This is a genomic window from Brevibacterium aurantiacum, from assembly GCF_003932995.1.
Lineage (GTDB): Bacteria > Actinomycetota > Actinomycetes > Actinomycetales > Brevibacteriaceae > Brevibacterium > Brevibacterium aurantiacum.
Genome location: NZ_CP025333.1, coordinates 2,464,560 through 2,482,937, shown reverse-complemented (window position 1 = coordinate 2,482,937; position 18,378 = coordinate 2,464,560). Strand labels below are relative to the sequence as shown.

The following is an 18,378-nucleotide window of genomic DNA, read 5'->3' as shown; positions in this document are numbered from 1 at the left end:
CATTATGAGTCCATACCGTGATCCCCGAGCGCCAGGCGGGCGCAACAATCGTCCGACCCGAAAACAGCGATCCAGCACCTCTGCACGAGGCTCCCAGCGGTCGCAGTCAGGCACGGGCGAGAAGTCGGATGCCCATGTCAGCGGGGGTGTGAGACTGCAGAAGATCCTCGCCGAGGCGGGCCTGGGCTCACGTCGTGCATGTGAGCAGCTGATCCTCGACGGACGGGTCGAAGTGGACGGTTCCATCGTGACCGAGCTGGGCACCCGAATCGACACCGAAACCCAAGCCGTGTACGTCGACGCAGTGAGAATTTCGACACAGACTCAGAAGGTCTACCTCGTGCTGAACAAACCAGCCGGAGTCGTGTCGACGATGAGCGACCCGGACGGGCGTCCCTGCCTGGCCGACTACGTCAAGAACCGCGTCGACCGTCTCTTCCACGTCGGACGACTCGACACCGAGACCGAGGGACTCATCCTGCTGACCAATGACGGGGAGCTGAGCAACCGCTTGGCTCACCCGCGCTACGAGATCCCCAAGACCTACCTGGCCCAGGTCCGGGGACAGCTGGCCAAGGACGTAGGCTCTCGCCTCAAGGCAGGCATGGACCTCGACGACGGCTTCGTCAAGGTCGATTCGTTCAAGCTCGTGGATTCGACTCCCGGCAAGTCCGTGGTCGAGCTGACTCTGCATTCGGGCCGCAACCGCATTGTGCGCCGCCTGCTCAAGGAGGTCGGCCACCCGGTCGAGCGTCTGGTGCGCACGAAGTTCGGTCCCATCACCTTGGACGAGCAGAGGCAGGGCAAGATCCGCCCGCTGCGTTCGGACGAGATCGGCGAGCTCTTCGAGGCCGTCGGCTTGTGAGAATCCACATCATCGGCACCGGTCTGCTGGGCGCGAGCCTCGGACTGGGGTTGAGTGCACAGAAGTACCAGGTCAGCCTCGAAGACACCTCACCGACCGCCCAGCAGCTGGCGGCCGATCTGGGGGCGGGGACTGTCAGTTCCGCACGTCTCGATGCCGAAGATCCGCAGATCGTCGTCGTCGCCACTCCACCGGATGTTGCCGCGCAGACGATCGCGACGGCGCTGGAGACCTACCCGAACGCCACGGTCACCGACGTCGCCAGCATCAAGACTCGCCTGCTCGAAGCGGTGCGGGAACTGGTCGGCGAGGCCGAACTCAGCCGCTACATCGGGTGTCACCCGATGGCGGGCCGGGAGAAGTCGGGGGCGATCGCTGCCCGGTCGGACCTGTTCACGGCCCGACCATGGGTGATCTGCTCGGATGAGGACACACCGGGCAGCCGCCTCGGCGAGGTCGTCACGATGGCGGAAGCCACCGGTGCCTCGGTCATCCATCTTGATCCGCGCATCCACGATGCCGCGGTCGCGAAGGTCTCACACGTGCCGCAGGTCGTCGCCTCGCTGGTGGCCTCGCAGCTGCGTCATGCGCCGTTGGAGGAAATTGAATTGGCGGGGCAGGGGCTGCGCGATGTGACCCGTATTGCGGCCTCGGATCCACGTCTGTGGACGCAGATCTTGGCCGGGAACTCCGAGGAGATCCGCTCGGTGCTGCTGGATCTGCGCACCGAACTCGACGAGGTCATCACTGCTCTGGAATTGGGCCCCGGCTCGACAGGCGCACTGGCCAAGGCCATTGCGTTGGGCAATGAAGGTCACGATCGGATTCCGGGCAAGCACGGACAGGCTCCGACCAAATATGCTGTAGTCACGATCTTGGTTCCCGACACCCCGGGAACTCTGGCCACACTGTTCAAGGACATCGGTGACCTGAACATCAACGTCGAGGACTTCCGGATGGATCACGCGCCGGGTCAGAAACTCGGGATCGTCGATGTCTCGGTGGTGCCGGCCACCCAGCAGGAACTTGAAATCGGTTTGTTGTCGAAGGGATGGCAGATTCCCGAATCCGCCATCGAGAAAGAGGGAATTGCATGAGCGTCGTCGCCATTGACGGACCAAGCGGGGTCGGCAAGTCGAGCACCGCGAAGGAAACGGCCCGCCGATTGGGCTACAGTTACCTCGACACGGGTGCCATGTACCGTGCGATGGCCTGGCTGTGCCTCAACCGGGGCGTGACCGACCCGGTCGACGTCCTCGAACAGGTCCGCGGGGTCGATCTGGAGATCTCGACCGATCCGGACGAGTTCTTCGTCTCCGTCGACGGAATTGATGTCAGCGAGGAGATCCGCGAACCCGAGGTGTCGGAGAACGTGCAGACCGTGTCTGCCGTCGTCGATGCCCGCGAAGAGCTCATCGACATGCAGCGGACCATCATCGCCGCGGCACCGGAGGGAATCGTCGTCGAGGGACGTGACATCACGACCGTCGTGGCCCCGGACGCTGAGGTTCGCATCCTCATGACCGCCCGTGACGAGGTTCGCGTGGCCCGCCGGGCCAAGGAGCTCCACGGAAACGCCGACGCCGAGGCTCTCGCCGCCACCCAATCCCAGGTCACCGGCCGTGACGCCAAGGACTCAGCGACAACGAGCTTCTTGGAAGCCTCCGAAGGTGTCTACACACTCGATACCAGTGACATCGATTTCGACCAGGTGGTCGAGACGGTGCTGAAACTGGTGAAGGACTCACAATGACTGATTCAGAATTCCACGAGAACCCGGACGAGCATCTGGCCGAGCGTCTCGAGAGCATCAGCGACGAGGAGGCCGAGAAGAGGGCGACTGCTCTCGAAGCCGGTCTCTCCAGCTATGACCTCGAAGACGAGGACCGGGCACTGCTCGACGCCTACGGTTTCGAGTTCGAAGCCGAAGAGACCCGCGGGGCTGACCCCGTCCTGGCCGTCGTCGGGCGCCCCAACGTGGGCAAATCGACCCTGGTCAACAGGATCCTCGGCCGCCGTGAAGCCGTGGTCGAAGACGTCCCCGGAGTCACCCGTGACCGGGTGAGCTACCGGGCGGAATGGAACACGAAGGAATTCACCCTCGTCGATACCGGCGGTTGGGACTCGGACTCCAAGGGCATGGCCTCGCGCATTGCGATTCAGTCCGAAGTCGCCGTCGACATGGCCGACGCCGTGGTCCTCGTCGTGGATGCCACGACCGGACCGACCGCGACCGATGAAATGGTCGTGAAGATGCTGCGCCGGAAGAAGAAGCCCGTCATCCTCGCCGCCAACAAGGTCGACGACGAACGCGGCGAGCTCATGGCCGCCGAACTCTGGGGCCTGGGCCTTGGCCAGCCGTTCACGGTGTCCGGTCTCCACGGTCGCGGGGTCGCTGACCTCCTCGACGAGGTGCTCACAATCCTGCCCGAGGTCTCTGCCGTCGAAACCCGCATCGAAGAGGGCGGTCCGCGTCGGATCGCTCTGGTGGGGCGACCGAACGTCGGAAAGTCCTCCCTGCTCAACCAGCTCATCGGTTCCGACCGTGTGCTCGTGGACAACGTCGCCGGCACCACCCGCGACCCGGTCGACGAACTCATCGAACTCGGTGACAAGCAGTGGCGTTTCGTGGACACCGCCGGCATCCGGCGTCGTGCCCACCAGGCCAGCGGTGCTGACTTCTATGCCGCGCTGCGCACCCAGACTGCTCTGGAACGTGCTGAGCTGGCTCTCGTGCTCCTCGAGGTTCAGGAGCCCTTGAGCGAGCAGGACGTTCGCATCGTCACGACGGCCGCTGAAGCCGGCCGTGCCGTGGTGTTGGCGTTCAACAAATGGGATCTCCTCGATGACGAGCGTCGCTACTATCTCGAACGCGAGATCGAGCGGGACCTGGCTCATGTGGCTTGGGCTCCGCGAGTGAACATCTCGGCCAAGACGGGACGCCACGCCGACAAGCTGGTCCCAGCGATGGAGGCTGCTCTGGAGGGATGGGACACACGCATCCCGACCGGGCGACTCAACGCATTCCTCGGTGAACTGGTCGCCGCGAACCCTCACCCGGTGCGCGGAGGCAAGCAGCCGAGGATCCTGTTCGGAACCCAGGCGCAGTCCCGGCCACCGAAGTTCGTGCTCTTCACCTCCGGATTCCTCGATCCGGGGTATCGTCGTTTCATTGTCAGGCGTCTGCGTGAGACGTTCGGGTTCAAGGGAACTCCCATCGAGGTTTCGATGCGAATCAGGGAGAAGCGGAAAGGGCGCTGAGTGAGCGTTGACGGGCAGTTCCACGGGCAGCAGCCTGAGCTGACTCCTGAACAACGTCCCTGGCATGCCAGCCGGCCTGCCAGGGCGCTTGTCATCGCGTTGACGATCGCCGGCCTGGCCTATGCCCTGATGTTCTTCAAGGGACTCCAGGACATCGTCGCTCCGGTGTTCCTGGCGCTCAACTTCTACATCGTCGTCTATCCGCTGCAGAGGTATCTGACCAAGCTGAAGGTGCCGCGTGCAATCGGTGCCACCATCTCGGTCCTCCTCGTGCTGGTGATGATCTTCGGCTTCTTCGGGCTGACGGCATGGTCCGTCGCCGAACTCGTACTCCTTATCCCCAGCTACGGTGAACAGCTCGTCGCGACCTACCAGAGCGCACTGTCGTTCCTGTCCGATATCGGTGTCACGTCCTCAGTCCTCCAACAGCAGTTCCAGCAGTTCAACGTCAGATCCCTCATCGACGCTGTGTATCCGCTGCTGACCAATGTGTCGTTGGTCGCTGGGCTGCTGACCACTGTCGTCATGGCAGTGTTCTTCGTCGCCATGGACTCCATGGGCATCGACCGGCGCATGCTGATGCTCCTCGACGTCAAGCCCTCGCTGGCGGCCTCACTCGGCGGTTTCGCCAGTGGGGTCCGACGCTACTGGGTCGTGGCCACGGTCTTCGGCCTCATCGTGGCTGTCCTCGACGTCATCGCTCTGGCGATCATCGACGTCCCGCTGATCTGGGTGTGGGGCGTGCTGGCGTTCCTGACGAACTACATTCCCAACATCGGGTTCGTCATCGGCCTCATCCCTCCGGCACTGCTCGCTCTCGTCGACAGCGGTTGGCAGTCGGCGTTGTGGGTCGTCATCGCCTACAGTGTGCTCAACTTCGTCATCCAGTCGATCATCCAACCGAAGTTCACGGGCGAGTCGGTCGGGGTCACACCATTGGTGTCCTTCCTGTCGCTGCTGTTCTGGGTGTGGGTGCTCGGATGGCTCGGTGCGCTCCTCGCACTGCCTGCGACACTTCTGCTCAAGGCGCTGCTCGTCGACGCAGACCCGAAGGCCAAATGGGTGAACATTCTCCTCGCCTCGGACCCGACGACTGCGAACAGTTCTACGGAGGAACCACCGGTGTCACCAGTGACCGAGTCATTGGGCGACACTCTCGGATCGCCGTTGGGGATGTCTGATTCGGAAGAGTCGGAGGAGTCTGCCGCGTCAGCTGCCGACGAAGATAGCCTGACTACGCCGCACAGTGAAGCCGAGCAGGACACGTCCGGACCGAAGAACTGACCCGATAGCTCGGCAGACGAAGTCTCTGGCGGTCGGGACCGCAGAATTGTGCGATCGATTACGTCATGCCTCTCGCCTCGTATGCTGTGAGTGGTTAGCATGAAGTATGGCGACTGTACTGAATATTCATCCTGAGAACCCACAGAACCGAATGATCGAGAAGGCCGTGCAGACTCTGCGGGACGGCGGACTGATCGCCTACCCCACAGACTCGGGCTATGCCCTGGGCTGTGCCTTGGACAATAAGGCCGGAATCGAGCGGATCACCCGCATCAGGCAACTGGACTCGAAGCATCACTTCACTCTGATGTGCCGCGACTTCGCCCAACTGGGACAGTTCGTCATCGTCGACAACTCTGACTTCAGGGTCATCAAGTCGATGACTCCGGGGCCCTACACATTCATCATGAAGGCGACGAAGGAAGTTCCACGTCGCATGATGCACGCCAAAAAGCACTCAGTCGGTGCACGCATTCCTCAGAATGTGACAGCACTGGCGCTCGTTGAAGCAATGGGCGAGCCCATTCTGTCATCGACCCTGCTGCTGCCCGGCGCCGAGGACCCGCTGACCCAGGCCGACGAGGTCGTCGAACAGATCGGCCACGAACTGGACGCCGTCATCGAATCCGGAGTACCGGGCAACGTCCCGACCTCCGTCATCGACTTCACCGGTCGGGAACCAGTGGTTGCACGCGTCGGAGCCGGAGACGTCTCCCGCTTCGAATGAGCTTCAGCGGTTCATCGACTGCGGCGGTTCACTTCGACTCATGGCAGTGCTCCTTCGACCGGTAGCAGTGCTCCATCGACCTCTGGTGCCTCGCAGCGAATGCGAAGCACCAGAGGTCGAAGTTGTCTGAGAGCTGCGCCTGTGCCGAACCGTGGGCGTGATGCGTGTGCCCGACCGGTTCACAGTCCCAGGTAGGCCGCCTGCACTTGAGGGTTGTCGAGCAGCTTCTCGGCATCGTCGGCAAGCACGACTCGTCCCTCAGCCAACACATATCCACGGTGGGCGATCGCCAAGGAAGCCTTGGCATTCTGCTCACTGAGCAGCACGCCGATTCCGTTCCTGTTGATCTGTGCAATCGATTCCAGCACCTGTTCGACAACCAGGGGAGCCAGGCCCATAGACGGCTCGTCTAAGATCAGCAGGCTGGGGTCTGACATCAACGCGCGACCGATCGCCACCATCTGCTGCTGTCCGCCCGAGAGCGAACCTGCAGGCTGGGCCGACTTCTCCTTCAAAATGGGAAACAGCTCGAGGACTTCATTGAGGATCTCCTCGGTGCGGGTGCGATCCCGGTGCGGGTACGTGCCCAAGCGGAGATTCTTCTCAACCGACATCTTCCCGAACAGGTGCCGCCCCTCGGGGCAATGAGCGATGCCGCGTTTGACGATGGTGTTCGGCCGAGTTCGTTGGATGGGGTGCCCGTTGTATTCGATCGTTCCCGAACGCGTGCGCAGAAGTCCGCTGATGGTCTTGAACAAGGTGGTCTTTCCCGAGCCGTTGGCTCCCAGGATCACCGTCAGCTCACCGGGCTGGGCAGTGATGCTCACCCCGTGCAGCACGTCAGTCGCGTCATAGCCGACGCTTATGTTCTCCAGCGAGAGCATCAGTTCTCCTCATCCTTGGTCGATCCCAAGTAGGCACGAATCACGTCCGGATTGCTCTGGATCTCCGCGGGGGAGCCGATCGCCAGTTTCTGACCGTGATCGAGAACGAGGATCGTGTCTGCTAGGCCCATGATCATCGACATCTTGTGTTCGACCAGCAGCACCGACACCCCGCGACCGGGCAGAGAGCGAATGAGATTGCCGAAGTCCGTGGTCTCCTCCTCGGGGATGCCTCCAGCAGGTTCATCGAGGAGTATCAGCTCAGGTTCGGTCGCCAATGCCATCGCGACGGCCGTGCGCTTCTGCACTTCCTGCGGAACATTGGACGCAAGGTCGTGCCGGAATTCGGCGACACCGCAGAAGTCGAGCGCTTCGAGCGCCTTGTCCTGATTGAGTGCCGATTCCCGGCGATGCCGCGGAGTGTGGAAGATCGCGTCGAAGACATTGGACTTGGACCGGACGATGCGACCGGCCAACACGTTCTCCAACAGTGTGGAGTCGTCGAAGAGGTGCGTCGTCTGGAAGGTTCGCGCAATTCCCCCGTTGACCGAGTTGTGCGGAGACGAGTGGGTGATATCCCGCCCGTTGAAGGACACGGTCCCAGCGGTGGGGCGATAGAACCCATGGATGAGGTTGAACAGAGTTGACTTGCCGGCACCGTTGGGACCGATCACAGCGGTGATCTGTCCTTCCTGCACATCGAGGTCGACATTCTTCACGGCATCAAGTCCGCCGAAGCGTTTCCCGAGGCCTCTGATTTCGAGCAGCGTCACTTCTTCTCCTCGGTCGTGGTGATGGTGTCGGCGGGAGCTCCTCGGTGACCGGCAGCGTCAGCGCTGCTCGGAGTGCCGGCAGGAGTTGAGCCGTCCTTGCGAGCGGAGCCGATTCGTCGCTTTCGCGCTCGTTTGTCGATGAACCCACCCAGGTACCCCACGACTCCGCGCGGGGCGAAGATCACGAGTGCAATGATGATGGGCCCGAGCACGATGAACCGGTAGGCCTGGAAGTCCTGGAAGAGTTCGAACAGGAACGTCACGATCATGGTGCCCACCAGCGGCCCGGCCACAGTGCCCATGCCTCCGACCAGGATGAACATCAGAAACTCGAATGTCTTGTCCACGGTCGCAGCATCGGGGCCGATGAAACCGACGACGGAGGCATAGAGGCCGCCGCCGATGCCGCCGAAGAAGGCTGACGCAGCGAAGGCGAGCTGCTTGCTCAGCCCCACATTCACGCCGATCGCGTCGGCAAGGTCCTCGCTGGTTCGAATCGTCAGCAGTGTGCGACCAACGCTGGAGCGACGGATCGCATACGTGACGTAGACGCAGGCCAGAAGGATGATGAAGACGAGATAGAACATCGCCGTCGGGTTGCTGAAATCGATCAGATCCCCAGCCTCGGGGAACTTCACATTGTTGACTCCGGAATGGGCGTGAGTCACCGATTCCCATCGGCTGATGGTCAGATAGATGATGAAGCCGATGGCCATCGTGAAGATGGCGAAGTACTCGTCCTTCGTACGCAGTGCGATGAGTCCGAACAGGTAACCGATGGCGGAGGTGCCGACCACGCCGACGAGGAAGGCCTGCCAGAATGACCAATCGAAATCCGTCGTCAGCAATCCGACCGTGTAAGCCCCGATGCCGAAGAAGCCACCCTGGGCCAGCGACAGCTGCCCGGTGAAGCCGAGGATGATGTTCATGCCGTAGACCGCGATCGCCGAACACAGTCCGACGGTGATCACGCGCATGATGTAGTTCTCGTCGCCGAAAGCCACCGGTGTCAGGGCGATGATGAGCAGCACAGCCAGTGTGCCGAGGATGCGGGGATTCTTCAGTGCATTCATCGCTGCACCGCCTTTGCGAACAGGCCTGTGGGTTTGATCGCGAGCACCGCCACCAGAACGATGAAGGCCACCGCTTCTCCGACAGCCGAGGAGATATAGGTTGAGGTCATCGTCTCCGCTATCGCCAGCGCGAAGCTGCCGACGATGGCGCCCGGCAACGATCCGAGGCCGCCGAGGATGATGATCGCAAACACCTTGAGGTTGAGCGAGTCACCCATCGTGGGGGAGAGGAGGTTGATGGGAGAGACGAGGCCGGCCGCGATTGTGACCAGAAGCGCGGACAAGCCAAGAGTCAGCATCGAGACCATGGCGGGGTTGATTCCGACCAGAGCCGATCCTGTCCGGTCCTGTTCGATGGCTTCGATCGTCTGGCCGTGGATGGATCGTTTGATGAACCATGTCAGCAGAGAGAGCACGACGACTGCAGTCACGATGATCACGATGCGCTGTGCGGAGATCTCAGCGCCCAGAATACGCAGGCTTCCCGAGATCGGTGTCTCCATCCGCCGGAAATCGGCGCCCCAGATCGCCTGTGCCACGGCCTGGAAGAAGAACATGGCGCCGATGGCCGCAATCATGTGATGGGTGTGCGGTGAGTTACGCAGAGGGTGGAAGACCAAGCGTTCGAGCAGCACACCGAGGACGAACAGGATGAGTGCTGCAATGCCGATGGCTGCCACATAGGGCACTCCAACCGTGGTCAGGAAGAAGTAGGTGACGTAGGCGCCGAGCATGTACAGCGAACCGTGCGCCAGGTTGGGGATGCGCAGGACGCCGAAGACTAGGGTGAGACCGATTGCTGCAAGGCAGTACACACCGCCGAGTGCAACGCCGTTGAAGAGCTGTTGGATGAAAAGGGTCATGAAGCGAATCCTCACAGGACGTCAGACGGCGCCACAGCGGGGTATGAAGCTCATACCCCGCTGCGGGAAGCGCCGACAATGGTGACTACTAGACGATGGTGACTACTTGGCGTCGGATACCTGCTCTACGGGTACCTTCGTGTACTTCTCGTCCTTGTCGAGGTAGGTGACCTCCAGCTCAGGGTTGACCAGGTGGCCCTCATCTGAGATTTCGGTCGGGAAGCCGTTGACCTTGTACTTGTCATCGACCTTGCTGAGTACGTCGGGGATCGCTGCCCGAATCTTCTCTGGATCGCTGGTTGTACCCGCTTCTTCCATCGCCTTGGCGATGATGGCGATGCTCTGATAGTTCAGCGCAGTCTCGCTGGTCGCGACCTTCTTCTCACCGGCAACTTCCGCGAAGTGCTTGAGGAAGTCCTTTGTGCCCGGATCCTCGTATTCCTTGACTGGCAGCACTCCAACGGAGTTCGTCAGGTTCTCGAGCTTGGTCACGGTTGCCATCTCGTCGAGTTTCGCCTGGTCCATCACAAGGAAGCTGCCCTTGAAGCCCTGCTTCTTCGCCTCTTCCATGATCAGTGCGGTCGGCTGTGAAGGGCCACCGACGAAGATGCTGTCCGGCTTCTCTGACAGCGCCTTCGAGACTGGGCCGGCGAAGTCCGAGACGGTGGCATAGTCAATGCTGTTGTCTGCACCGATTTTGCCGTCGGCCTTCTTCCACTCGTCCGTGATCGCCTTCGTCCACTGCTGACCGTATTCGCTCTGGGTGCCGAGCAGAGCGAGCTTCTTGCCGCCATGCTTCATTCCCTGCTCAGTGAACGGTTTGGCATAGGACTCGAAGTTCGGCGGAATCATCATCGTCAGCGGATTGTCGGCCTGCACGATGGCAGGATCCGAGGTGTACGCGGAGATCAAGAACTTGGAGCGACCGTCGTTGATCTGCTGGATCGCCTTGATGGCCCCGGCATTGGGGGAGACGACAACAGGGGCTTTGTCCTGATCTGCCAGTCGCTGTGCATTGCTGGCTGCGGTGGACGGCGCATACTTGTCGTCGAGGGACTTGAGCTCGATGGTGACCTTTTTCCCGTCGACTTCGAGCCCATCTTTGTTGAGATCGTCGACAGCCATCTGGAGTCCGGTCTGGACGTTCTCTCCATAGGCTGCCCCTCCGCCGCTCAGGGGACCTGTATAGCCGATGACTACAGATTCATCGCCGCCTCCGGAGTCTCCGCTTCCACCGCCCCCACCGCATGCGCCGAGAGCCAGTGCAAATGTGCTGATGACGGCCGCAGCAAGCACAGGACGGCTCGCCCTTCGCGGGATTGAGGTCATCTTTTCTCCTTTGAAAAGTGAGACGGAGCAACAGCGCTCCTTTAAATTGTCGGGATGCCTGAATAGGCCCCGAAGCCAATCTGAACGAATATTCGATTGAGGCTTAGAATGGAACCTATACATCATCAAATGTGATTTCAATCTCATTTTGGAAATCGTTGACTTTTGTTCTCACACCGCGATGCGGTGCAGTCTGGTCGGCTCGTGTTGTGCTCCTGTGGTGGCCGGAGCTGGGGTCGGTCGCCCAGGGTGCGGTGTTGAAGTGAGCATTGGTCGGCAGTCGGCGGGAAGTCGAGATCCCAATTCCTGAGCAAACAATCGTTCAGTGAGAAATGTGGTCTATGGTGGAAGTTGCGAGAGGTGAGATCCACATCACTGTTGTCGCGCCCAATCACGAACCAGCATTTCGGAGGAAAATCGTCATGACTCGGACAGCAATCGTCACAGGTGGCGGCCGCGGCATCGGAGCCGCTATCGCCCAGCGCCTGGCAGCAGACGGAATGAACGTTGCGATCCTCGACATGGGTCCGACTGAAGATACGGTCAAGGCCGTTGAAGCCGCAGGCGTGAAGGGGCTGGGGATCGACACCGATGTCTCCGACGAAGCCTCCGTCGAGTCGGCAGTGAAGACCGTTGCCGAAACTCTTGGTGCGCCGACAGTCCTCGTCAACAACGCCGGCATCCTGCGAGACAACCTGCTGTTCAAGATGACGCACGAGGAATTCCAGAAGGTCCTCTCCGTCCACCTCGGCGGTGCGTTCCTGATGGCCAAGGCAGTTCAGGCCTACATGGTCGAGGCAAAATACGGGCGCATCGTATCGATGTCGTCGACATCAGCGTTGGGCAACCGTGGCCAGACGAACTACTCCGCGGCCAAAGCGGGAATCCAGGGAATGACGAAGACCTGGGCGATCGAGCTCGGCAAGTTCGGAGTCACGGCCAACGCGATTGCTCCCGGCCTCATCGAAACCGACATGACCAAAGCCACCGCTGAGCGGATGGGCGTGAACTACGAAGACTTCATCGCAGCGGGAGTCGGACAGATTCCCGTTGCGCGCACGGGAAAGCCCGAAGACATTGCTCACACGGCATCATTCCTCGCCTCAGAGGGAGCCGGCTTCGTCTCCGGCCAGGTCATCTATGTCGCTGGAGGGCCGAAAAACTGACCAACAGCGGACTCCGGTCCCACTGGCATTCTGGTCTCACAGACACTTTGGTCTCATTGAGACTCTGGTCCTACTGACAATCTAGTCCCACTGACATCGCGACGAACTCCGGTCCGGCGCACCTCACTGAAGAAAGGCACGTCATGCGCGAAGCAGTCATCGTCTCCACCGCTAGAACTCCGATCGGAAAGGCATACAAGGGTGCGTTCAACGACACCCAAGCCCAGGAATTGGCGGGTCACGCCATTTCCCACGCTGTCTCACGGGCAGGTCTGGAAGGGGGCGAAGTCGAAGACGTCGTCTTCGGTGCAGCCCTGCAGCAGGGCAGCCAATCCACCAACGTCGCTCGCCAGGCGGCACTGCGAGCCGGCCTCCCGACAACGGTCCCAGGAATGACGATTGATCGTCAGTGCTCCTCCGGGCTGATGGGGATCGCCACCGCTGCCAAGCAGATCCTCTTCGATGGCCAGGAGATTGCAGTCGGCGGCGGCGTGGAGTCTGTGTCCCTGGTGCAGAACGACAAGATGAATATGTTCCGGGCGAAGGATCCGTGGCTGGTCGAACATGTTCCCGGAATCTACTACCCGATGCTCGCCACCGCCGAGGTTGTGGCCGAACGCTATGGCATCAGCCGGGAAGCACAGGACGAGTACGCGTTTTCTTCGCAGCAGCGGACTGCCGCAGCCCAGGAGGCTGGCCGGTTCGACGACGAGATCGTCGCGTTGCCGACGACGAAGATCGTCGTGGACAAGGAGACCAAGGAAACCTCGGCTCAACAGGTGACTCTCGAGCGCGATGAAGGGAACCGTCCGTCGACGACCTTGGAGAGCTTGGCTGGTCTGAACCCAGTCCTCAAGCCCGGCGACGCTTCGAAGGTCCCAAGCATCACCGCTGGCAATGCTTCACAGCTGTCTGACGGAGCCTCTGCTTCGGTACTGATGTCGAGTGATGAGGCGAGCCGACGTGGACTGGAGCCACTGGGCATCTATCGGGGCATGGCCGTCGCTGGCTGCGATCCCGACGAGATGGGGATCGGTCCCGTCTTTGCGATTCCGAAGCTGCTCAAGGCGCAGGGACTGTCCATCGATGACATCGGTCTGTGGGAGCTCAACGAAGCATTCGCGGTCCAGGCTCTCTACTGCCGTGACCGCCTCGGGATCGATCCAGAGAAGTACAACGTCGACGGTGGAGGAATCTCGGTCGGTCACCCTTACGGAATGACCGGTGCCCGCCTGGTCGGTCACGCTCTCATCGAGGGGCGTCGCCGCGGAGTCAAGTATGTCGTCGTCACGATGTGCATCGGCGGCGGTCAGGGAGCGGCCGGACTCTTCGAAGTCTGCTGACCCAATACGTTGGCTGAAGCTTCATCATCTGGCTGATCATCAGAATGGTGGCTTCTCACCCGAACCCCAGATCTGCTGCTTCGCGTTCTGCTCGGGTTGGCCAGAGAAGGGGTCAACGTATTCGGCCCACACGGGGGACTGACCTTTCCCGGTAGGAGCAGTCGTCGGCTGCGCAGTTTGTGACTGCGCGGTCGGCGGCTTTTCTTCTGCCGTCTCGGACTCCTTCTGTTCGTCCGTCTGCCGTGGGGGAGCCTCTGTGGCACACGGGGCAGCTCTCGGCGAGGCCGCAGTTGGGGGTGGGGCAGCCGTTTGTGGTGGCGGTGCCGCGAAATACTTGAGGAACAGCTTGGCATGCTCGACATTGATCGGGTTGTCAGGCGGCATGACTTCCGTCGTGATCCCGTGTCTGAAAATGTACTCGAGCCGTCCAGGTTCGGTCATTCTGACCGAGAACTTCCGGTCTGTCTTTGCCTGGTGATGAAGTTTGCAGAGATTGTGCAGGTTGCCGAATCGGGTGTGGCCACCGCTTTGTGGGCTGCTGTGGTCGAAGGGGATGATGTGATCGACTTCTGTGAGTTCGGCCCGCCGAGTGCACCCGGGCATGGTGCAGTTCATCCATTGGGCGGAAAGGGGCTGGCGAACGCTGTTGGGGATCGTGTAGTTGATCGCCTTCGCATCCAGTGGTGTGCCGGTCGCTGGATCCGTGAGGATGCGTGTCCATGTTGACGCATATCCGGCGAGCCTGCGTGCCATGTCGGCTGGCAGAGGGGAGCCGTCCGGAAGCATCCCGGCCAGATCGCAAACATCTGCATCTGTTTCTTTACCCTCGGCTGTTTTAACTTCTACGGGTGGGGCCTCTGCATTGGCAGGTGTCTTCGGCGTCCGGGCCGGTTCGGTACTTGTCTCGTCATCTGAAGTGCCGAGGAACTGGCTGAGCAGTGTGAACATGGGGACGGTGATCGTCGTCCGTGCTTGGTGGGAAAGCCAATATTCGTGGGTGGGTAAGTCGAGGAGAACCTCGTAGCTGACCGTACTTGTCGATCCGTCATATGGGGACGAGGAATCATCGTCGAGCGATGTCTGCGGGTCGGTCCCGGGCGGCCAGAATGCCCTACCCGGTGTCGGCCGACTGTTGATCATGGCTTCGAAGAATCGCGGGTCGCGTAACCAGTAGTCGGATGCGGCCCGTCCTTGCCCGGCTGCATGCTCTTGGTCGTTTGCGCCGGCCGGTACTGAAGTCTCGTCGTTCATCTGACCAAAGGTCCGTTCGATGTAATCGAGCAGAGATTCCTCGGGCGACATGGGGACACCGTCAGGTCCAGCGAAAAGGCCATCGATCGGAAAGTCCGTGCTCGATATGTCCCCAGTTGTCGTGTTGTTGCTGGTGATCCGAAGCTTCAGCTGGGGTCGGGTGCGAGTGAGAATGTCGAACATGAGCGCGTCGATGCCGCGATCGTCGTCGAAGGACTCACCATCGTTCAGTTGGTCGCCGAATGCATCGATATTTCCCTTGTAGACGGCTCGAGCGAATGCTTCGACCCGTCTATAGCAGGCGTGAAGTTCTGGAGCTGGCCCAGTCAACGTGAGATATGCGGTCCCATCGTCACCCGTGCTGATATCGACCCGGCGGCGGACTGCGACCTTCTCCAGTGTCTCCTGTGCTGGTTGAAGTGCTGCGATCTTCAGAGCGAGCGAACGCTTGAACGTTTCGATCGTGATGTCTGCACGCCTGTCGGCTAAGTAGTCATCAATGCTGGGCAGGTATCTGAACGCGACATCCCGGCAGCGACGGGTCACAAATGCGACATGTTCGATGGTGAAATCGCCATCGAGGCAACGCTGGTGGAACTGTGGAAGCCCGTGGACCAGCGTCATTGCAGACGTGATGTGCTTATAGGCCCCCGACGTGGTGGCACCGAGGAGCGTCGAGTACTCGCAGATGTCTTCAGCCCAGGCGTATTGATGGGTCCAGCCATTGAACGTCGACGCGGGATTGAATGCAGGAAAGTCGGGAAGCGGCTCAGGGTGCTCCCGGGCTTCCCTCTGCTCACGCCGCATTCTGCGACCAGCTCCGCGGTCCTTCTTTCGGCCAGAAGTGGACGAAGCGCTCGAAGCAGAAGATGCAGGAGACTGCGCGCTGGCAGCGGCGCCTGCTGTGGAGCTCGTGCGGGGGCGTTTGCGACGGCAGTGTCGGCGGACGGTCTCCGCGAGAGGCGCGAAGTCATAGGGGACAGTCAGATCGGGACCAGCAAGACCGAGGTAGTGCGCAACTTCGCGAACGAAGATGCTGCTGGTGGCATCGAGCGCTGCGAACTGTGCCTGGTCGCTGCAGGCGTAGACAGCCGACAGGTCGCTGAATGGAGAATCCTCGTCGATATCGAGGCAACGGCCGTTGGAGGCTGACGAGCTGGTGTCGGCTGAATGCACGCTGTAGTGCGAACTGCTGTCGTTCATGTGCTTCATTGCGTTGCCTCCTCTCCACCGCTCTGTGGAGACCTTTCAATGGCATTGGCGTCTATATCCAGTGTATCGATAAATAGAACAGAAAGATAGATAGATTCGAATAGAGGACGAAATAAAATAGGTGATTTGATAGAACAGGAACAGCGACTGATCCATAAAATTCCACTATCATCTACTTGTAGTCCAATACCGGTGACTGGATCGGTTTGTTTGAATATGATCTCATTCGCCACTGACACGAGAGTCAAAGCCACCCGGTTCGTCGGACTCGATTGATTCGTTAGACTCGATCCGTGGCAGCGATCGACAAAGACATTCTCCGATTGGCACTTCCGGCCCTCGGAGCGCTGATCGCCGAACCCATCTTCCTGCTCTCTGACACGGCCATGGTCGGCCACCTCGGCGCCGGTGCTTTGGGGTCGCTGGCCATTGCGTCCACGATCCTGCAGACCGTTCTCGGGCTGATGATCTTCCTCGCCTACGCCACCACACCTCGGGTTGCCAGGCGAATGGGAGCGGGGGACCGCTCCGGTGCCATCAACGCAGGCTTCGACGGGATTTGGCTCGCACTGTGCACCTCGGTGGTGCTCTTGGCCATGGGACTGCCTCTGCTCAAGCCTGTCATCGCAGCGTTCGAACCCGGCGCCGAGATCGCCGCGGGCGCGCACTCCTACCTCGCCATCTCCTGGTGGGGTCTGCCCTTCATGCTCGTCGTCATCGCCGCGACTGGGCTGCTGCGCGGACTGCAGGACACGCGCACGCCCTTGATCGTGGCCGCGGCCGGCTGCATCGCCAACATCGGGCTGAACGCGATCTTCATCTATGGTCTCGATATGGGAGTCGCCGGCTCCGCGCTGGGCACAGTCATCGCACAAGCCGGCATGTGCTTCGTCTACGTGCTGATCTCTATCAGGGCCGCACAACGATTCCATGCCACATTCCGCCCCGACTGGTCCGGCGTGCTTGCTTCGGCGAAGACCTCCGGCTGGCTGCTGGTGCGCAACGCCTCCCTGCGCGCGGCACTGATCATCCTCGTCTTCCTCGCCACAGCCATGGGAACGACCGAACTCGCCGCGATTCAGGTCGCACAAAGTCTCTTCTTCGCCCTCGCGCTCGCCCTCGACTCACTGGCCATCGCCGGTCAGGCGCTCATCGGACTGCAGCTAGGGGCACGGAACAGCGACGCGGTGGCCGCAATCAACCGCCGACTGTGCCTGTGGGGCATAGTCTTCGGAGCCGTCGTCGGTCTCATCCTGTTGGCCGGCGCGGGACTCATTCCCCGCGGCTTCTCCTCGGACCCCGCGGTCGTGGCTCTGCTGACGAGCCTCCTTCCGATCCTCGCCTTGAGCATGCCCATCGCCGGCTATGTCTTCGTCCTCGACGGTGTCCTCATGGGTGCCGAGGACGCTAGATATCTCGCTCTGGCACAATTGGTGGCAGTAGGCGGATATGCGATCCTGCTGATTCCGGTCGTCCTCTACTGGCCCGGTGCACTGGGGCTGTGGGCGGCGTTCTGCATCGGCTTCGTCGGCCTGCGGGCGCTGACATTGGGCTGGCGCGTGCGCAACCGCAGCTGGATCGCTCGTGCGGTCGAGAAAGGAACGTCATGAACGAAGGTCAGAACCTGGATCCCGCCGAGGCGGAACGCCGGAGCGCACTCAGATCACGCATCCGTCCTCTGGGCGCAGACACCCCGGACGAGCTGTTTCTGCCGTTCCTCGACCTGTGCTTCAACTGGTCGATGGACAAGCCGCGGGTCGAGGTCGACGAGCTTGTCGAACGCGACGATGCCGCCTTCTACTTCAAGGATTGGGGCCGCAACGGAGACATCGCGGTGGCCGCCTATGCGTCAGATCCGAACACCGGAGACGCCGCCGAGAACGATTCCGTTGCCGGTTCGGAGCCGGAGATCGTGGGCCTCGCATGGCTGCGGCTGGCCGAGTTCGATGCAGTGATGGACAGGTCGACTGCCGCCCCCGAGGACACCGCGAGTGATCAGACCACCGCAGATTCCGATAACTCAGACGATACCGAAGCCTCAGACGATGGCAATGCCACCGACACCACCGCCGAGGTGGGGCCGCGGTTCACCGGGTACGGCTGGGTGGCCGCGGACATCCCCGAGTTGTCGTTGGCTGTCCTGCCCGACCATCAGTCGCAGGGCATCGGCGGCATGCTCCTCGACGTGGTGTGCACATTGGCGAAGATGAGCGGCTTCCCGGCCGTCAGCCTCTCGGTCGAAGACGGAAACGGCGCGGCGCGTCTCTACCATGACCGCGATTTCGTTGCGGTCGGTCGCAACGGGGACGCCGATATCCTCGTCCGCCGGCTGAAATAGCCGCCCCAG

General features: G+C 61.2%; 17 protein-coding genes. 10 read left to right on the top strand and 7 right to left on the bottom strand.

Going from position 1 to position 18,378, the window contains the following annotated elements:
* The first annotated feature begins 4 nt into the window (after positions 1 to 4).
* The 6 genes from CXR25_RS11480 to CXR25_RS11455 all read left to right on the top strand — a co-directional run bounded on the left by CXR25_RS11480 (position 5) and on the right by CXR25_RS11455 (position 6,137).
* Positions 5 to 865 (top strand): pseudouridine synthase, encoded by an 861-nt coding sequence (locus tag CXR25_RS11480; protein WP_029416991.1) that lies wholly within the window; start codon positions 5 to 7, stop codon positions 863 to 865.
* Positions 862 to 1,962: a prephenate dehydrogenase gene (locus CXR25_RS11475; RefSeq protein WP_096178475.1), complete on the top strand. Its 1,101-nt coding sequence runs from the start codon at positions 862 to 864 to the stop codon at positions 1,960 to 1,962. Before CXR25_RS11480 ends, CXR25_RS11475 begins: the two co-directional genes overlap by 4 nt.
* Entirely contained in the window at positions 1,959 to 2,618 is a 660-nt protein-coding gene (gene cmk / locus CXR25_RS11470; RefSeq protein ID WP_009883092.1) for a (d)CMP kinase, read from the top strand. Before CXR25_RS11475 ends, cmk begins: the two co-directional genes overlap by 4 nt.
* The gene (gene der / locus CXR25_RS11465) at positions 2,615 to 4,126 is read left to right on the top strand and encodes a ribosome biogenesis GTPase Der (RefSeq protein WP_009883094.1); all 1,512 of its coding nucleotides are present in this window, start codon (positions 2,615 to 2,617) and stop codon (positions 4,124 to 4,126) included. Before cmk ends, der begins: the two co-directional genes overlap by 4 nt.
* A complete protein-coding gene (locus CXR25_RS11460; RefSeq protein WP_114384930.1) occupies positions 4,127 to 5,410 on the top strand; it encodes an AI-2E family transporter in 1,284 nt (427 codons plus the stop codon). It abuts the gene before it with no gap.
* Positions 5,411 to 5,516: 106 nt separating this feature from the next.
* The gene (locus tag CXR25_RS11455) at positions 5,517 to 6,137 is read left to right on the top strand and encodes an L-threonylcarbamoyladenylate synthase (protein ID WP_009883096.1); all 621 of its coding nucleotides are present in this window, start codon (positions 5,517 to 5,519) and stop codon (positions 6,135 to 6,137) included.
* 179 nt (positions 6,138 to 6,316) lie between these two features.
* Here the strand turns inward: CXR25_RS11455 and CXR25_RS11450 are convergent, their stop codons facing one another.
* The 5 genes from CXR25_RS11450 to CXR25_RS11430 all read right to left on the bottom strand — a co-directional run bounded on the left by CXR25_RS11450 (position 6,317) and on the right by CXR25_RS11430 (position 11,059).
* Positions 6,317 to 7,021 carry an ABC transporter ATP-binding protein gene (locus CXR25_RS11450; RefSeq protein ID WP_009883097.1) on the bottom strand — a complete coding sequence of 235 codons (705 nt, stop codon included), beginning with the start codon at positions 7,019 to 7,021 and terminating at the stop codon, positions 6,317 to 6,319.
* Positions 7,021 to 7,794, bottom strand: coding sequence for an ABC transporter ATP-binding protein (locus CXR25_RS11445; RefSeq protein WP_009883098.1), 774 nt, complete (start codon positions 7,792 to 7,794; stop codon positions 7,021 to 7,023). The genes CXR25_RS11450 and CXR25_RS11445 overlap by 1 nt, the downstream gene beginning before the upstream one ends.
* Entirely contained in the window at positions 7,791 to 8,867 is a 1,077-nt protein-coding gene (locus tag CXR25_RS11440) for a branched-chain amino acid ABC transporter permease (RefSeq protein ID WP_009883100.1), read from the bottom strand. The genes CXR25_RS11445 and CXR25_RS11440 overlap by 4 nt, the downstream gene beginning before the upstream one ends.
* Entirely contained in the window at positions 8,864 to 9,730 is an 867-nt protein-coding gene (locus tag CXR25_RS11435; RefSeq protein ID WP_009883101.1) for a branched-chain amino acid ABC transporter permease, read from the bottom strand. Before CXR25_RS11435 ends, CXR25_RS11440 begins: the two co-directional genes overlap by 4 nt.
* Before the next feature lie 102 nt (positions 9,731 to 9,832).
* Positions 9,833 to 11,059: an ABC transporter substrate-binding protein gene (locus tag CXR25_RS11430; RefSeq protein WP_114384929.1), complete on the bottom strand. Its 1,227-nt coding sequence runs from the start codon at positions 11,057 to 11,059 to the stop codon at positions 9,833 to 9,835.
* Positions 11,060 to 11,481: 422 nt separating this feature from the next.
* Here CXR25_RS11430 and CXR25_RS11425 point away from each other — a divergent pair, with 422 nt between their 5' ends.
* Together CXR25_RS11425 and CXR25_RS11420 are read left to right on the top strand one after the other, a co-directional pair.
* Positions 11,482 to 12,225 carry an SDR family oxidoreductase gene (locus tag CXR25_RS11425; protein WP_069600331.1) on the top strand — a complete coding sequence of 248 codons (744 nt, stop codon included), beginning with the start codon at positions 11,482 to 11,484 and terminating at the stop codon, positions 12,223 to 12,225.
* A gap of 143 nt (positions 12,226 to 12,368) precedes the next feature.
* Positions 12,369 to 13,568 carry an acetyl-CoA C-acyltransferase gene (locus CXR25_RS11420; protein WP_009883104.1) on the top strand — a complete coding sequence of 400 codons (1,200 nt, stop codon included), beginning with the start codon at positions 12,369 to 12,371 and terminating at the stop codon, positions 13,566 to 13,568.
* A 39-nt stretch (positions 13,569 to 13,607) separates the two neighbouring features.
* Here the strand turns inward: CXR25_RS11420 and CXR25_RS11415 are convergent, their stop codons facing one another.
* Entirely contained in the window at positions 13,608 to 16,022 is a 2,415-nt protein-coding gene (locus CXR25_RS11415; protein WP_241212330.1) for an HNH endonuclease signature motif containing protein, read from the bottom strand.
* Between the two features lie 5 nt (positions 16,023 to 16,027).
* The gene (locus tag CXR25_RS11410) at positions 16,028 to 16,264 is read right to left on the bottom strand and encodes a hypothetical protein (RefSeq protein WP_125240555.1); all 237 of its coding nucleotides are present in this window, start codon (positions 16,262 to 16,264) and stop codon (positions 16,028 to 16,030) included.
* Between the two features lie 60 nt (positions 16,265 to 16,324).
* On the opposite strand from CXR25_RS11410, the gene CXR25_RS11405 reads away from it, so the two are divergent.
* Positions 16,325 to 17,641 carry an MATE family efflux transporter gene (locus tag CXR25_RS11405; RefSeq protein ID WP_096162859.1) on the top strand — a complete coding sequence of 439 codons (1,317 nt, stop codon included), beginning with the start codon at positions 16,325 to 16,327 and terminating at the stop codon, positions 17,639 to 17,641.
* On the top strand, positions 17,638 to 18,369 hold the full coding sequence (locus CXR25_RS11400; RefSeq protein WP_101557485.1) for a GNAT family N-acetyltransferase: 732 nt from the start codon (positions 17,638 to 17,640) through the stop codon (positions 18,367 to 18,369). Before CXR25_RS11405 ends, CXR25_RS11400 begins: the two co-directional genes overlap by 4 nt.
* Positions 18,370 to 18,378 lie beyond the last annotated feature (9 nt).